Source organism: Bacillus sp. FSL H7-0578, from assembly GCF_038630855.1.
Taxonomy (GTDB): Bacteria; Bacillota; Bacilli; order Bacillales; family Bacillaceae; genus Bacillus; species Bacillus safensis.
In genome coordinates this window covers 3,333,275-3,348,189 of the sequence record NZ_CP152045.1, presented here as the reverse complement: position 1 = coordinate 3,348,189, position 14,915 = coordinate 3,333,275, and the positions used below count along the sequence as shown (strand labels likewise).

The window sequence follows — 14,915 nt, the reverse complement described above, 5'->3', positions numbered from 1 at the left end:
GGGGAGGCGAAAAAACGATATGGGTTTTATTGCGTTGATTGTATTCATAGCTGTCATCATTATATGGAATGTCGTCGTGAAGCGGAATATGGGGGAAGCCATGCTATTAGGCTTTATTGCAACCACATTATTTGGCGGATTGGATGCATTAAGACTTTTCTGGGATGGATTAAAATTTGCATCCACATATGAGGTGCTCTATGCAGCTGTTGCATTTGTATTCATGGCCTATTTAATCGAAAAGCTGGAATTAATTCATGCACTCTTGCGAATCTTAAATTCGGTTGTAGGGAAACTTCCTGGTGGAGCGGCTTATATGAGTACGTTAGGTTCAGCAGTCTTAGGTGCTCTTTCAGGTTCAAATTCTGCAAACACAGCGGCCACTGGCTCTATCACAGCCTCTTGGATGATTAAATCAGGCTGGAGCCGAACCCATACAGCGACCATTTTAGCAGGGAATGGCGGACTTGGGGCGGCACTGCCTCCGAACTCTTCAATGTTTATCATGCTGGGGTTTGCACCAATTGCAGCCCTTGTATCTGAGGGGGATTTATATATTGCGCTTTTAATAGGAGGACTGTATCAAGTCGTATACCGATTTATTTTGGTGTATATCCTGGTGAAAAAGAATAAAATTCAGGCCATGCCGCCAGATGATATTCTTCCTTTTAGGGAAGCAGTGAAACAAGGGTGGAAGTCGATCTTTATTTTTTTCGGTGCCTTGATTCCTATCATTATCACAATTGGTCCGCTGGCAAACTACTTAAAAAGTAATCCAAACATCGGACCAGAGGCAATGGATCAAATTTCTTTAATTACATGGATTCCGATTCTCATGATGTTGATTAGTTTAACAATTGGAAGAAAAAAGGCGTCTGCACTAGATTGGTCTCAGTTTTTCAAGTCGGCCATTCCTAAGTTTACAACGATCGGTGCCTTGATGCTGTTTGCTGTTGCTGCTAGTCAGGTGCTTGCTGAATTAGGATTGGCAGAAGATTTGACGCAAATCACATCAGTACTTACCATTCCGAAATGGCTCATGGTGCTCATTGTGGGAATTCTTGTCACGCTAGTGGCTGGGCCATTATCTTCTACAGCCACATTAACAGCTGTTGGACTTGTCTCATTTTCAGCTTTAGTCTCAGTCGGAGTGGATCCAGTTGTGGCTGTTGTTGCCATTCTTGCTTTTTCATCAACAGAAGGCGCTTCCCCGCCGGCATCAGGATCGATTTTCATTGCTTCTGGTCTTGCAGGAGCCAGACCGGAGAAAACGTTTATACCGCTGATTCTCTACTATATGCTGCCGATCGTAGGAATTGGCTGGCTCATCGGAATGGGAATACTTCCAGTATAGAAAGGAGAAACACATGAGAGCATTGATGGAATTTTTATTTAAAGTGCTGCTTGTCCTGTTCTTAACGTCAGGAGCCCTGTTGGTATTCGGTCAAATACTAGGGATTCTTTTGCAAAAGGGAGACATGATCATTGCAAGTACGAACCTATTCAAAAACCCAACATTGGTGTTAAGTGCCTTTTTCAGTCTTGTTGGTTTCTCTCTCCATTATATTCCTGAAAAGAAAGACACCTCATTTAGCGATCATCCATCTGCATCAGCAGGTGAATCGCTCAAATAAGCAATAAGAAGCTGGATTCAGTAAATGAATCCAGCTTTTTTGCGCGCGAGAAATAGGTATTAAAACCCAATACGTACGATTCATTTTTTGGTAAATTTACTTTCAATCATATGCCTCTTGTGCTAGTAAATGGTAACATAACGGAGGACTATTTAAGGGATAGAGGTGTTTGACCATATCTGGAGCAATCATCGGTTATAAAGCAGCCTTGTATTCATTAAAGGCAGATATATCTATCAAAAAAGAACAAATCATCGAACTCAACATGTGCCGCAAAGAAATCAAAGAGGCAAAATCGGCTCTGTCAGATGCCAGCAAGAAAATCACTCATCCAGATCTGACATCACATACATGGTTTGGCCATTTGGCAGACACGTTTGATGACATTCGAGATGAAATGGCTTCCGCCAGTCAGGAAATAAAAGGTGTACAGCTAACCAATCTATTAAATCGAATCGATGAAAAAATCAATGATTTCACATCGGAGATCCATTCGTTAGAACATGAAATTCATTCGGTTGAAAGAAAAATAGAGAAAGAAAAGCAGAAACAACTGGAAGAAAAAAGAGGGTAGTCAAATGACGAGAGAAATTAAAATAGATGCCAGTCAGGTCAAACGAGTATTACAGCATGCAAAACAATCAGGCTCTCAAATGAATACAGCCCTTCCAACAACCATCAAAGGGAGAAATCAGCTCCTGACGGCAGACACAATAGAAGAGATCAATCAGCAGCTGAACGAATTAAGTACATCCTATATAGGCATTCTTCAGAAACAGCTTGTACAAACAGAACAAGCGGTGAACACCATGATTGAAACGGACAAGGCGCTTGCTTTCAGCAGTAAAAGAAAATAAAGGAGAACGCAATGAAAACCCTTGACGCCTTTGCGCAAATAAACGGAATAGATCAAACGCTGAATGCGTTAAAGCAGCAGTCGCAGCAAATCAGCTCCCTAGAAAAACAAATCAATCACATCATCTCACTCGATGGCGCACTAAAGGGAGAGGCGGGACAAGCCATCCGCGCCTTTTATACAGAATGCCATATTCCCTTCCTGCAATTCTTTCAGGTCGTCATTGAGGAATATAGCGCTGCATTAAAAAACACAAAGCAGGCTCTTCACGCATTAGAATCAAATGAGCACGGATTTATCTCACAAGCATTTATCGAACATGATCTTGATCAAGGCTTAAAAAAAGCTGAACGAACAATTTCTGAAATCGTATCAGAGGTAAACCACGCCATTGGCAGAGTTGGTCATATTGTTCATTTACCAAATGTAGATGAATCAGCTTTTCAGCAAAACTATCAAAAGGCATGGCTCGAGACCTCAAGAACCATTGGTCTGCTTCATGCATTTGACCGGGAGCAAACAAGTGCTTTACATGAAACCAAAAGCTCCCTTCAAACAATGAAGCAATACATCGATACCTTAAGTCCCATGTTCACCGGCCCAAAAATCGACATCACGAGCTATCAAAAGGGATCTATTTTCAAAGATGAAAAAGAAGAAAAAGTAAGCAGCACCATCAGTGGATTGAAGGATAAAATAGACAACCCAAAAGACAATCCAATGATGATCATGCTGAAGAAATTGAAAGAGAAACAACACGCGAATGTAGAGACGGTTGTTCGGGAAACGCCGTCTAGTAAAATCAATCAAACCACCTTGACCTTAAATGGTAAAGTATACAACATAAATGAGTACAAAGAGATCAACTTCGAACATGCCAAAACGGTTGACGTCATGCGAGACGGAATGCTGTATCGGTTACGAATATCAGAAAAAAACAAAGTGACGATTGAGAGCGTTAAACCGATGTCTGATGTAAAAACAGGCGATCAACCCCAAAATATCTTAAATACAGCGGTTGAATTTACAGGTATAAACGACGCGATTCGGGTTATTACAGGAAGAGATCCGATAACAGGTGATAAAGTCGCGGATATGGATCGTTTGGTATCAGGGGTGTACATGGTTCCAAGCACCAACATTGTTAAAGTGGGGAAATATGTTTTTAAGATTATTAAAGGGGAGAAAGTAGCTAAGAAAGTTGAGAAGAAAGTAAAGGGTATTGGAAGAGGAGAACAATTATTAGATAAAGTTAAAACATATGAGCAAGCTAGAAATAAGACAGTAGACATAGTTGGAGACCTAGGACCCAATTCACAACCATATACAGGTACGCTTAAGTCGAGTGCTGGATATGGTAAAGTCGTTGGTAGACAGTCCGCTGACGGAAAAGTAAGATGGAGATTAGATTATGACCCTAAAAAGGGACCACATATAAATATTGAAGATTTTCGTAATGGTAAAGGGGCGAATGCTCGAAAGATTGCTATTCCATTTGAGGGTAATGAAAGCACTTTTAAATCTTTATTAAAACATTTGAATAGATAAGGAGATTTTAGATGAGTTTATTAGATGAGTGTATTGAGGCACTAGGTGAGGATGTACATATTTTATATGAAGATAATAGAGAGCAAATATTAAATGATTTTGAAAATTCTTTTCCATTTACTGATTGGGGGCAAATTGAATGGAAGAAGATATCTTCTTATAAGCAAGTGGATACATTCGATGAAATACGATCCTTTTTGAATCAAAAACTGAATGAGTACAGTGATATTGTTTATGTAATTTGGGATGAAGGGACGTTACCAATTATTCAATCTACTTTAGATAAAGTATTTGAAGCTATAGATGATGTTACAGCTGTCAGTTTTGATACGTGGATTTTTTCACCATCTTCTGGATATGCGATTGAAGTTTTTCATGATGGTGAAGTAAAAATAGGGTTGAAATAGAATAGATGAACCCTCAAAGAGAATTAATTTGAGTCTCTTTGAGGGTTTTTAAATGTTTATTATTGTTAATAAAAAAGATATTCTTTCTTTTTCTACTTTATTTGATGCAATGTTAAATAATCTTTGAATGTAAGCTTGTGCTTTTTTGAAATGTTTCTGTGAAGGTCATTCTAAGTTTGATTGCTATATCTGGTTTTACTTTTCTCTTTGCTAATCAATCCGGCCCACAGACAATCATCACTATTTGACTTACTACAAGCATTTTAACTTACTCTGTGCTGAAGAACTTTCTGAAAAGTACCAAGTTTAGGGGTAAAGACAGAGAAGTAAAAAAAGGATGATCGTATTGAAAATAAAAAAAATAAACTGGATTTCACAAGAAGCTTCAGAAGCTGAAGTGATTGTAACAGATGGCGAACTGGAATTAATGTGTTTTGCTCAACCATTAAATTACCTTGAAGAAAGTGAACTATTGGAACCTATTTTTTGTTTAGATGTGTCAGACTTAGTGAAGGCAGAGTTGTCAGAGTTTAGAATTGAAAAATTAGATGATAATTTTAGTTATAGTTTCTTAGGAAAATTAATTGATAAGCGTGATGAAAAAGTGAGAGTGGGCGGATTTTTATTAGAATTGGATTACAATATACCAGGAGATATAAATGAAGGCGATTTTATAAGTTTTAATTGTCAACGATTAGATATTTATTAGTAGGAGATTGAAGTCTTAAGGAGCATTAAATGAACAAAAAACAACAACTAACGAAACAAATCCAAACCGTCATCAACATCCTAGAAAAAGAATATCCACAAGAAATCAATCAAGGTGTTCTCCAATTAATATACAAAAGATATAAAAATGCACAAAGGATCATTCAGAACAATGAAGATCTCCAAAAGATTTTGATTATTGGCGGGGTGAGAGCTTATTTGGATAGTTATAATGACTATCTAAACCCCTTTCTAGATGAATTACATAAAGCAGAGAGTTTGCTTAAAGAAATGCTGTCATAGATAGGACGGTTGTCTGTATTACTGGAATCAAGTCTTGTATCGGGCAGCAAAACAGAGAAAGGAATGCCTATGGAACATAAACAAAACAAAAAAACATCCAACTGGCTATTAAGTATCAGTATTCTGATTGTTATAGGAACAGCTTTGCTGAGAGGAGTTTCTTACTCAGATGCTGATTATCGCGGTTTCCCTATTGATTGGCTAGTTCTGCACGGACATCATACTTTTGAATTTCTATTGTGGGGTTTTATACTCGATGTGGTCATTTTCTATTTTCTTTTAAAAATGCTCCTTCGTTTGTATAAAAGGGTGATGAAAAAATCAGCAACTTAAAATAGAGGAGGCTCTTAAAAATGATCAATTTACCTGAAATCCCACATCTGCACGTGAACAAACCAGCAAGTGACATACAGATCAAAGAGGCAGAATGCCAGCTAAACATGCTGCTGCCCCATGTTTATAAGGAACTGCTGAAACAGACAAATGGATGTTCCGTTGGCGGTGAGGTGCTTCTATACGGCACTGAGGACATTGCGGAACGCAATGCAACATGGGAGGTTCGACAATATGCAAGCGGCTATGTGGCGATTGGCGACGATGGCGGCGGGCAAGTATTTCTCATGCGGCTGGCTGAAGAGGAGAAAAAGGTATGGATCGTGGATGCTGGTGTAATGGACCCTCAGCATGCAGAGCTCCTGACCGGCAACTTTCTGAAATGGGTGAGTGAGGGCTGTAACATAGAAGCGTAACCGAAAACCAAATCATCCAACTGAAACGCTCTGTGACGCCAAATGTTATGGAGCTTTTTTGCATTCTCCCCCCATTCATCCCATGGTATAATAAACACAGTTTATGAACGAGAGGATATGCAGGAGATGAAAAATGAACCTATTGAGTTACTGACACAGCCGAAATGGCGGATCATCGATCAGTCGAGGCTTGGTCTCTATGTGGACCCGAAGCAATCTTTTGCGATGGATGATACGCTTTGCGCGTCGGTGGGGAAGGGCCTCTCACCAGCGACAGCCCGTTCTTGGGTGCATCACAATACGATTGTGCTTGGGATTCAGGATACAAGACTTCCATTTCTCCAAGATGGCGTAAAGCTGCTTGAGGAAGAGGGATATCGTGTGATTGTGCGCAACTCAGGGGGTCTTGCTGTGGTGCTGGATGAAGGTGTACTGAATGTGTCTTTAATTTTTGCGGAACAAAAGAAGGGCATTGATATTGACCGCGGGTATGATGCGATGGTGGAATTGATCCGCCGGATGCTGTCGATGTATGATGTGGACATTGAAGCCTATGAAATAGTCGGCTCTTATTGTCCAGGCAGCTACGATTTAAGTATCAATGGAAAGAAATTTGCAGGCATTTCTCAGCGTAGATTACGCGGTGGGGTCGCTGTGCAAATTTATTTGTGTGCAGATGGAAGCGGGCGTGAACGTGCCGACTTGATCCGCCGTTTTTATGACGCCGCCTTAAAGGATAAACGGCAAGAAGTGAAGGCAGTATTTCCTGATATACAGCCGGATACGATGGCATCCTTATCAGAATTAATCGGTGAACCGATTGATTGTACACTTCTTATGCGTTTATTACTAGAGGAGCTTCAAAAGCTTAGTGATCAGCTGACAGCCTCGGGCCTGAACGCAGAAGAACAGCTGGAATTTGAGAAAAACATGACGCGGATGATTGAACGGAATGAAAAGGTATTTTCGTAAATATCAGTCCTTTTATCTTGAAAAGAGTAGAGGTGAAGTGATGGAAACAAAGCTTGAAAAAGCCATTGAACTTCGAAAAAGTGGACATCTTCAAGAATCAAATGAAATGCTGTCTCATCTTGCAGAGGAGTATCCAGACGATGCCTCTATTCATTATCAATGTGCCTGAAGTTATGACTTGTTAGGAGAGGAAAGGCAGGCTGTCTTTTTTATGAAAGGGCCATTGAGTTAGGATTGTCTTCAGAAGAACTAGAAGACGCTTTACTAGGGTTAGGAAGTACATACAGAACTTTAGGAGAATATGAATAGTCAAAACAGATATTCCTAAAAGGGATGGAAACTTATCCGGACAACAAAGCCATTCAAACGTTCTATGCCATACTTTGTATAATTTAAAGGAACATAGCAAAGCAATGGAAATATTACTGAACTGTTTAACTGAAACGACAATAGATCCTGCTATTTTAAGTTATCGAAAAGTGATTGATTTTTATTCAAATCAGTTAGATACATTGTGGAAATAATATATTGATTTGGTTACTTGAATAGATTTGGAGGGGCAATGTGATGAAAGAATCCCCTCCTTTGTTATGGAATTTTATATGTGATAGTCATTTGTGGCGTAAGAAAGAAGGTAAATTTGTTGTCAATATTCACCACGTATTACCCGCTGTTTATGCTTTGTGTTTTGTCTGTGTTGTATGTGATGTATCGTATTCAGCCGCTTGCCTCTACTGTTAAAAAAATCATCATTGTGCTCTGTGTGTTAACAAATGCCGCATATATTTGCTGGCGTCTCTTTTTTACACTGCCGCATGAAGGTACATTTAATATAATAATGGGCATCTTGCTTGTAGCCTGTGAATGTATTGGATTTTTACAGCTGCTTGTGTTTTATACACTTGTTTGGAAGCCTTCAAATCGAAAACAAGTCGTGATCAGTGATTTGGACAGACTGCCAACAGTTGATATTTTCATAGCTACATATAATGAACCGATTGAAGTGCTGAAACGCACTGTTGCAGGCTGTTTGAATCTGTCTTATCCAAAAGGCAGCGTCCACATTTATTTATGTGATGATGGCAAGAGGGAGTCTGTGGAGCAGCTTGCATCTGAGTTTGGCGTTCATTATCTGACAAGAACAGATAACAAGTTTGCTAAGGCGGGTAATTTAAACCATGCGATGTCTCAAACGAATGGGGAACTGATTCTCACACTTGATGCTGATATGGTCCCCCTTCCTGCCTTTTTAGAAAAGACAGTGCCTTACTTTCATGATGGAGCGACTGCGTTTGTTCAAGTTCCACAGGCGTTTTATAACGAAGATCCTTTCCAATATAATATGTTCTCGAAGGATCGAATTCCAAATGAACAGGACTTCTTCATGCAAACCCTCCAAGCTGGTAAGGATCGGTTCAATGCGGTGATGTATGTCGGGAGTAATACTGTATTTAGAAGAACGGCCTTAGAGGAAATTGGCGGATTTGCTACTGGAGTGATTACAGAAGACATGGCGACCGGAATGCTTCTCCAAGGGAAGTTCAAATCAGTGTCTGTCGGAGAAGTATTAGCCGTCGGTCTGGCACCTGAAAGCTGGCTTGATTTGTTAAAGCAGAGAGACCGGTGGTCGAGAGGGAACATTCAGTGCGCCCGTAAGTTTAATCCATTGAAGGTTCGCGGCTTAACGCTTATGCAGCGAGTTCTTTATTTAGATGGCATTGTGTATTGGTTTAACGGTTTGTTTAAAATGATTTACATTCTTACACCAATATTGTTTTTATTATTTGGTATTCAAAGTTTCTGGGCCGATTTCCAGTCCATTTTTATGTTTTGGCTGCCGGCGTTCTTTAGTTCGTATTTAGCGTTTAAACTGGTGTCGAATCAAAAACGAAGTATGTTTTGGAGTCATATTTACGAAAGCTCTATGGCATTCCACTTGGCTGGTGTAGCTTTAAGTGAGCTGTTTTTGAAGAAGAGGGTTGAATTCCTTGTCACGCCGAAGGGAATTCAAACGGACAAGAGACATTTCCATTTAAAAACGATGATTCCTCATTTGATCTTCTTGCTGCTCTCATTGCTTGTCCTTGTGAAAATAGGATACGATATGAAGGTAAGTGGGACGATGAATGCTGATCTCACGTTGATTAATATTTTTTGGGTGCTTTATAACGGTGCAGGTCTATTCATGGCACTGATTGTGGCGTTTGATCGTCCGCGTTATCGAAAATCAGAGCGGTTTGTCATAGAAAAAGAGGGACAGCTCTGTTCTGATCACAAAGATGAGCCGATTGCTTGTTTTCTACTAGATATGAGTGATTCAGGTGCGCGTCTATCCATACCACTTGATCAAGCTTCTTCTCTCTATCAAGGACAAACGCAATTGTTTTTTTCAGAGGATGAAAGTGTGGCGTGTGATGTGGTTTGGAGCCATCCAGATGGAGACAAGCTGATGGTTGGTGTTGCTTTTACTGATACAGAAAAATCAGAGTACCTATCATTGATCCGTTTCTTATTCACACGAGAGCATGTATCGATAACGGATCGTGAGAAAAAATCCTATGCTGTTCGGACATTTCTCCGCTTTATAAGAGAAACGGAGAAAGTACCAAGGGCCTTGCGGCGCAAATGGGTGAGAAGACCGTTGCAAGGCGTAGCAGGCACGCTGTCCTATGAGGGCCGGTTAGAAGAGAAGGTGCCGGTCAACATACATGATATAAGTTTATCTGGGTGCAAAATCGAATCTGAAGCTTCAATTGAATTACATGAGAAAGTGCTGATCACCATTGACACAGAATCTCTCACAGATCAGCCGGCGATTGCAGTCTGGACATCACAAAAACGCGGCCGCACAATGGCCGGACTCAAGTTTGTTCAGCCTGAAATCAAGCAGATAGAAGAAAGAGAGGGAGTGGTTTCTTGAAATCCAAAAACGGCGGTTACCTCTATTTACTATGGCTTCCTGTCATCATGGGAGCCGGCTACGGCATTTCGCTTTTAGTGCCATTTCTTCAGCCTGTCCTGACACTTGGCATTGCAGGTCTTTATATTTTTATGTTTGGTGATTTTCAGGTAAGGCAGGTCAGGTATATTTTTATGTTTGTGTTTTTGATCAATGTCCTTTTTAGTGTGATGCTATTTTTGGGCATTTAAAAAAGTGCTTCCCGAGACAGGGAGCACTTTTTGTTATTCTGCCATTTTTTCGAGGTTGCCGTTCCGGTCCATTTTAAAGGTTGGTGCGGCACTATCGTCCTCTTCAAACAAAACTAGTTTTCTTGCACGGTTCATGATTTTGACGAGTGTTTCATAATCTTCTTGAATCGTGAGCTGATCCTTTTCAAGCTTTTTCACTTCAGCTTCTAGCTGCGAAACTTTATGAGAAAGCTCATTGTTTTCTCGTTTTAAGCGGCTGTTTTCCATACGTAAGGCAGTGGATTGCTGACCATCGCCTTCATAACGGCGTAAGAAATCAATGATATCGTCGATGGTTAATTCTTGATGCTGCCTAAATGGATTTGCTTCCGGTTTTTTCTCTGCGGTATGTGGGGCAGGAGAAGCCTGTGACAATAAATGTGATAAACTAGCTAACTCTTCATTGTAGCTTTGATCCACAAACTGAAGCTGTTCAGCAGTTTCAGCTGCTGGTGCAAATGTTTCTTCCTTTGCTGGCTCTAGTTCCTGTGAGAATTCCTCTTGAGTAACCGTTTCTTCTACTTGCGGCTGATAAAGTAATCGTTTTTTCGCAGGCTGGCCATTGCCAAGTGCGCGCATCCGTTGTTTTCGCTGTTTTTTGGCAAGTGCTAGCGCTTTTTCATATTGATGCCTGACGACAGCATTCCATCTAAATCCGCATGCCGCTGAGGTGCGGTTCAGCTTGTCTCCAACTTCTTCAAACGCATTTAGCTGCGTGCTGCCCTCTCTGACGTGACGTAAGACGGTTTCTGCCAGGAGGAGATCATTTTCCTCTGACCAAGCATCTTGTCTTTGTTTTGACATGTGTTTAAACCCCCATATGATTTGATGGTATTAGATTAGCCAAGTTCAAGAAGGTTTATACAAGTTTGCTAAAAGGATAGTGGAAAATACTAGCTTTTATGTAAGCACGGGATTGGGGCGGCAAAGCGTCTTGCAAGTCCAGCCGCTTCGATGTACAATGTTGGGTGGTATATTATTCACGATTGGCTGTCCAACTGTTTCATATAGAATGAAGTATCATCATTGAAAGGAAGCGTAAGACCATGGCTAATGAGTTTCGCGTATGTGACGATTGTGATGCGACGAACCTAAAGACGTTATTGCCTCGACTCAAATCGGTTGACCCTGATGCAAAAATTGAGATCGGCTGTCAATCCTATTGTGGTCCAGGACGAAAAAAGGCTTTTGCGTTTGTGAACAATCGCCCATTATCCGCACCAACAGAAGATGAATTACTTGAAAAGGTTCAAAAAAAAGTCAAATAAATGTCACTGAATGTGTTCAGTCGACCTAAAAAGAGGTCCGTCCCTGTCAGGTCGGGCTTTTTACGTCCAAGCAACTTCTGAGAACACATTCACCAGCAAATTCAAGGATGTTTTCGGGAAAAGTTACCCGATATAATAGAAACACGTCTTAAAAAAAGAGGGACGAAACGATGGCGTATCCAAAAGGGAAATTATCTGAGGAAAAGGTATTTAAAGATCCTGTGCACCGTTATGTTCACGTAAGGGATGCATTAATATGGGATTTAATAGGAACAAGAGAGTTTCAGCGCCTGAGACGAATTAAACAGCTAGGAACTACTTATTTGACGTTTCATGGTGCAGAACACAGCCGATTCAATCATTCACTCGGTGTATACGAGATTGTGAGACGAATTGTGGATGATGTGTTTAAAGGGCGGCCTGAATGGGATGAAGGAGAGCGCGAGCTTGTACTTAGTGCTGCCTTGCTTCATGACCTCGGACATGGTCCATTTTCTCATTCCTTTGAAAAGGTCTTCCACTTAGACCATGAATCGTTTACAAGAGATATTATTTTAGGGCAGACGGAAGTCAATGAAGTGCTCCGCCGGGTGAGTGATGATTTCCCGAAGCATGTGGCTGAAGTCATTGCCAAAACGTATCAAAACAAACAGGTGGTCAGTTTGATCTCAAGTCAAATTGATGCCGACCGAATGGACTATTTGCAGCGTGATGCTTACTATACAGGCGTCAGCTACGGCCACTTTGATATGGAACGTATTTTACGTGTGATGCGCCCGAGAGAAGATCAGATTGTGATGAAGCAGAGCGGGATGCATGCGGTTGAAGATTATATTATGAGCCGCTATCAAATGTACTGGCAAGTCTATTTCCACCCAGTGACACGCAGTGCGGAGGTCATTTTAACGAAAATCCTTCATCGGGCAAAAGAGCTGCATGAAACGGGTTATATTTTTACACATGCCCCCGTTCACTTTTATTCAATCTTTGAGGGGAATGTCACCACAGAGGACTATATTAAGCTGGATGAATCCATTGTCTTATTTTATTTTCAGGCGTGGGAAGATGAAGAAGATCACGTGCTGGCTGATTTGTGCCGCCGTTTTATGAACCGCCGATTGTTCCAATATACAGAGTTTAATCCAAATGAAGAAATGACGAAATATTTCAAGCTGACTGCCTTGTTCAAGGAGGCAGGAATTGATCCTGACTATTATTTAGTGGTCGATTCTTCCTCTGACTTGCCCTATGACTTCTACAGACCAGGGGAGGAAGAAGAGAGGCTGCCCATCCACCTTTTGACGCAAAGCGGTCATATTAAAGAACTGTCGAGACAGTCAGATATTGTTGACGCCATTTCCGGTAAACGAAGAACCGATCATAAACTTTATTTCCCGATGGACTTAATTGTAGATATGTCGGAAAAAGCTGAAGAAAAAAAGGCGATCATGAAGCTGCTTGGTTTGGGATAAGGAAGTACTGAAAAAGGAGATGTCGGGAATTTGTTGAAAGAGCATGCAAAGTTGATGAAGGTATTCTCTGAATCAGGGGAAATCGTTGGACGGAAGAAGCTGCAAAAGATGATTTACATAGCAAAAAAGCTAGATTTGCCTTTTTACGAGAAATACGATTTTCATTTTTATGGCCCCTATTCAGAGGAGTTGACGCTCAGAATTGAAGAGCTGTGCAACCTTGGATTCTTGGACGAAATGAAGGAAAAAAAGGGCGGATACTATCAATATCGCTATTCGCTGACGGACAATGGGAAAGAGTTTCTCGATCAGTGTGAAGTGGACATGCCTGACCTCAAAGCGCTGACGCAGCAGATGAACGAGCAATCATCCCGTTTCCTAGAGCTTGTCTCAACGATTTTATATTTTGATGACCTGCCAGAAGATGAGGTAAAGGAAAAGGTCTTTACCATTAAAAGCAAGCAGCGCTATACGGACGAAGAATTTGAGGCGGCCCTTGCTTATATTGATCAGTTGAAGGAATTGAACTAGTTGAACAAAAGCCCGACTTTTAGGGCTTTTTTTGTTTGGTAAGACCCAGACCAAAAGCGCTATTTTTCGATGAAATGTGTGTCAAAATATCCGAAAAATTAGTGAAAATGACGTAATTCGACTTTTTTCCTGTGCATCTAATTCCCTGTTTTTGACTGAATAGAAGGAAAATGGTGAATTTTCAGTGAATATATAACCTTGTGAAAAACAAAGGAGGGATAGGAATGAAAAAGCGTTCAGTCTTTTTGTCATTTTTATTGGTAGGTAGTTTGTTACCGGGGGTAAGTTCAGCTTCAGCACCAGTAGCGAGTGCAGGTCATGGGCATGATCATGGTCATGCGCCGTTCGAAACCCATATTAGTGAGGGGCTGCCAAAAGCAAAAGATTTTAAAGATTTGAAGACAGCACCTCCAATTGAACGAGATGTGACAACAAAGGTATTAGATGAGTCTGGTAAGCAGGTAGGCTCGAGAACCTTTAAGGCCAATACAGGAGATTCAATTTCAACAAAAGCAAGTACAGGCAGTCAGAAGGTCACTGTCTATGCGGTCGCTGATGCGCAGTATCGTGCGAAATATAGTGACTGGCAAACACGGATTGTCAGCATCATCGAGCAAGCAGATGTCACGTTTAACCGTGATCATGATGTGGACTTTGTCGTACAAGCAGTAGGATCTTGGACGTCTTCGGGATCAAATGCAGAGCAAATTCTGTCTAACCTTGCGCGAAGCTTTGATGGCAGAGGATATGACTTTGTCACTGGATTTACAGCAAATCCAAACTTTGATGCTGGCGGAATTGCTTATGTCTACAATAGTGCACCAAGCGGAAGTGCATTCGCCGTTAACCTTGATCAAGGAACAGCGAACACTGCAAAAGCGGCTACGCATGAATACGGCCATAACTTTGGCTTACCGCATGACCCTCAAGGAAGCGGCATTGTCTGCTTAATGAACTATGATTATTCTTACACAGTCGACTTCTTCGATGCGGCTCATAAAAATCAAGTGAACCGTAATAAAGCGTGGTACAGATAAGAATGCAGACAAAAGGACAAACACATTGAGTGTTTGTCCTTTTTATATGCTTACAGATCGCTCATTCGCTTTCCTGCTACGGCATAGTGTTCCTTTTTCATTTCTTCAATAATAACAGAGACTTTTTCTGCCCCTGCGCCTGTTGTTTCAACAACGGCATCAGTGACTTTCTCCACAAGAGCTCTTTTCTGCTCATCTGTTCTTCCTTCAAGCATTTGAACGGTGACAATCGGCATGGCGA

General features: G+C 41.0%; 19 protein-coding genes and 1 pseudogene. 18 read left to right on the top strand and 2 right to left on the bottom strand.

The window, feature by feature from the left end; translation table 11 throughout:
- Nucleotides 1–19: 19 nt before the first annotated feature.
- From MHB41_RS17250 to MHB41_RS17185, 14 genes and pseudogenes are all read left to right on the top strand, one after another.
- Complete coding sequence (locus tag MHB41_RS17250) at nucleotides 20–1,354, top strand: TRAP transporter large permease subunit (protein ID WP_048237701.1); 1,335 nt, start codon at nucleotides 20–22, stop codon at nucleotides 1,352–1,354.
- Between the two features lie 13 nt (nucleotides 1,355–1,367).
- The gene (locus MHB41_RS17245; protein ID WP_041115477.1) at nucleotides 1,368–1,634 is read left to right on the top strand and encodes a hypothetical protein; all 267 of its coding nucleotides are present in this window, start codon (nucleotides 1,368–1,370) and stop codon (nucleotides 1,632–1,634) included.
- Between the two features lie 175 nt (nucleotides 1,635–1,809).
- On the top strand, nucleotides 1,810–2,208 hold the full coding sequence (locus tag MHB41_RS17240) for a DUF5082 family protein (RefSeq protein WP_120208044.1): 399 nt from the start codon (nucleotides 1,810–1,812) through the stop codon (nucleotides 2,206–2,208).
- 4 nt (nucleotides 2,209–2,212) lie between these two features.
- Nucleotides 2,213–2,491, top strand: coding sequence for a YwqI/YxiC family protein (locus MHB41_RS17235; protein WP_120207895.1), 279 nt, complete (start codon nucleotides 2,213–2,215; stop codon nucleotides 2,489–2,491).
- An 11-nt stretch (nucleotides 2,492–2,502) separates the two neighbouring features.
- The gene (locus tag MHB41_RS17230) at nucleotides 2,503–4,038 is read left to right on the top strand and encodes a T7SS effector LXG polymorphic toxin (RefSeq protein ID WP_327828274.1); all 1,536 of its coding nucleotides are present in this window, start codon (nucleotides 2,503–2,505) and stop codon (nucleotides 4,036–4,038) included.
- Between the two features lie 11 nt (nucleotides 4,039–4,049).
- A complete protein-coding gene (locus tag MHB41_RS17225) occupies nucleotides 4,050–4,445 on the top strand; it encodes a hypothetical protein (protein ID WP_046312890.1) in 396 nt (131 codons plus the stop codon).
- A gap of 346 nt (nucleotides 4,446–4,791) precedes the next feature.
- The gene (locus MHB41_RS17220; protein ID WP_046313469.1) at nucleotides 4,792–5,154 is read left to right on the top strand and encodes a hypothetical protein; all 363 of its coding nucleotides are present in this window, start codon (nucleotides 4,792–4,794) and stop codon (nucleotides 5,152–5,154) included.
- A 29-nt stretch (nucleotides 5,155–5,183) separates the two neighbouring features.
- Nucleotides 5,184–5,456 (top strand): hypothetical protein, encoded by a 273-nt coding sequence (locus tag MHB41_RS17215; protein WP_024426384.1) that lies wholly within the window; start codon nucleotides 5,184–5,186, stop codon nucleotides 5,454–5,456.
- 69 nt (nucleotides 5,457–5,525) lie between these two features.
- The gene (locus MHB41_RS17210) at nucleotides 5,526–5,789 is read left to right on the top strand and encodes a hypothetical protein (protein ID WP_139142191.1); all 264 of its coding nucleotides are present in this window, start codon (nucleotides 5,526–5,528) and stop codon (nucleotides 5,787–5,789) included.
- A 20-nt stretch (nucleotides 5,790–5,809) separates the two neighbouring features.
- Nucleotides 5,810–6,205: an SMI1/KNR4 family protein gene (locus MHB41_RS17205; RefSeq protein ID WP_070326134.1), complete on the top strand. Its 396-nt coding sequence runs from the start codon at nucleotides 5,810–5,812 to the stop codon at nucleotides 6,203–6,205.
- 126 nt (nucleotides 6,206–6,331) lie between these two features.
- Nucleotides 6,332–7,177, top strand: a complete 846-nt coding sequence (locus tag MHB41_RS17200; protein WP_340899780.1) for a lipoate--protein ligase family protein — start codon at nucleotides 6,332–6,334, stop codon at nucleotides 7,175–7,177.
- A 40-nt stretch (nucleotides 7,178–7,217) separates the two neighbouring features.
- Nucleotides 7,218–7,701, top strand: a pseudogene (locus tag MHB41_RS17195) (tetratricopeptide repeat protein).
- A 119-nt stretch (nucleotides 7,702–7,820) separates the two neighbouring features.
- Nucleotides 7,821–10,097 carry a glycosyltransferase gene (locus MHB41_RS17190; protein ID WP_340899782.1) on the top strand — a complete coding sequence of 759 codons (2,277 nt, stop codon included), beginning with the start codon at nucleotides 7,821–7,823 and terminating at the stop codon, nucleotides 10,095–10,097.
- Nucleotides 10,094–10,327: a DUF5970 family protein gene (locus MHB41_RS17185; RefSeq protein ID WP_024426379.1), complete on the top strand. Its 234-nt coding sequence runs from the start codon at nucleotides 10,094–10,096 to the stop codon at nucleotides 10,325–10,327. The genes MHB41_RS17190 and MHB41_RS17185 overlap by 4 nt, the downstream gene beginning before the upstream one ends.
- A 33-nt stretch (nucleotides 10,328–10,360) precedes the next feature.
- Here MHB41_RS17185 and MHB41_RS17180 read toward each other — a convergent pair whose 3' ends face one another.
- A complete protein-coding gene (locus MHB41_RS17180; protein WP_081124994.1) occupies nucleotides 10,361–11,170 on the bottom strand; it encodes an RsfA family transcriptional regulator in 810 nt (269 codons plus the stop codon).
- A gap of 242 nt (nucleotides 11,171–11,412) precedes the next feature.
- On the opposite strand from MHB41_RS17180, the gene MHB41_RS17175 reads away from it, so the two are divergent.
- From MHB41_RS17175 to MHB41_RS17160, 4 genes are all read left to right on the top strand, one after another.
- The gene (locus MHB41_RS17175) at nucleotides 11,413–11,634 is read left to right on the top strand and encodes a DUF1450 domain-containing protein (RefSeq protein WP_003215259.1); all 222 of its coding nucleotides are present in this window, start codon (nucleotides 11,413–11,415) and stop codon (nucleotides 11,632–11,634) included.
- Nucleotides 11,635–11,804: 170 nt separating this feature from the next.
- Nucleotides 11,805–13,106: an HD domain-containing protein gene (locus MHB41_RS17170; protein ID WP_007497716.1), complete on the top strand. Its 1,302-nt coding sequence runs from the start codon at nucleotides 11,805–11,807 to the stop codon at nucleotides 13,104–13,106.
- A gap of 30 nt (nucleotides 13,107–13,136) precedes the next feature.
- Complete coding sequence (locus tag MHB41_RS17165) at nucleotides 13,137–13,637, top strand: YwgA family protein (protein ID WP_034281252.1); 501 nt, start codon at nucleotides 13,137–13,139, stop codon at nucleotides 13,635–13,637.
- A 224-nt stretch (nucleotides 13,638–13,861) separates the two neighbouring features.
- Nucleotides 13,862–14,674: a zinc-dependent metalloprotease gene (locus tag MHB41_RS17160; protein WP_025093861.1), complete on the top strand. Its 813-nt coding sequence runs from the start codon at nucleotides 13,862–13,864 to the stop codon at nucleotides 14,672–14,674.
- A gap of 50 nt (nucleotides 14,675–14,724) precedes the next feature.
- Here the strand turns inward: MHB41_RS17160 and MHB41_RS17155 are convergent, their stop codons facing one another.
- A complete protein-coding gene (locus MHB41_RS17155; protein WP_003214939.1) occupies nucleotides 14,725–14,910 on the bottom strand; it encodes a 2-hydroxymuconate tautomerase in 186 nt (61 codons plus the stop codon).
- Between the last annotated feature and the right edge of the window lie 5 nt (nucleotides 14,911–14,915).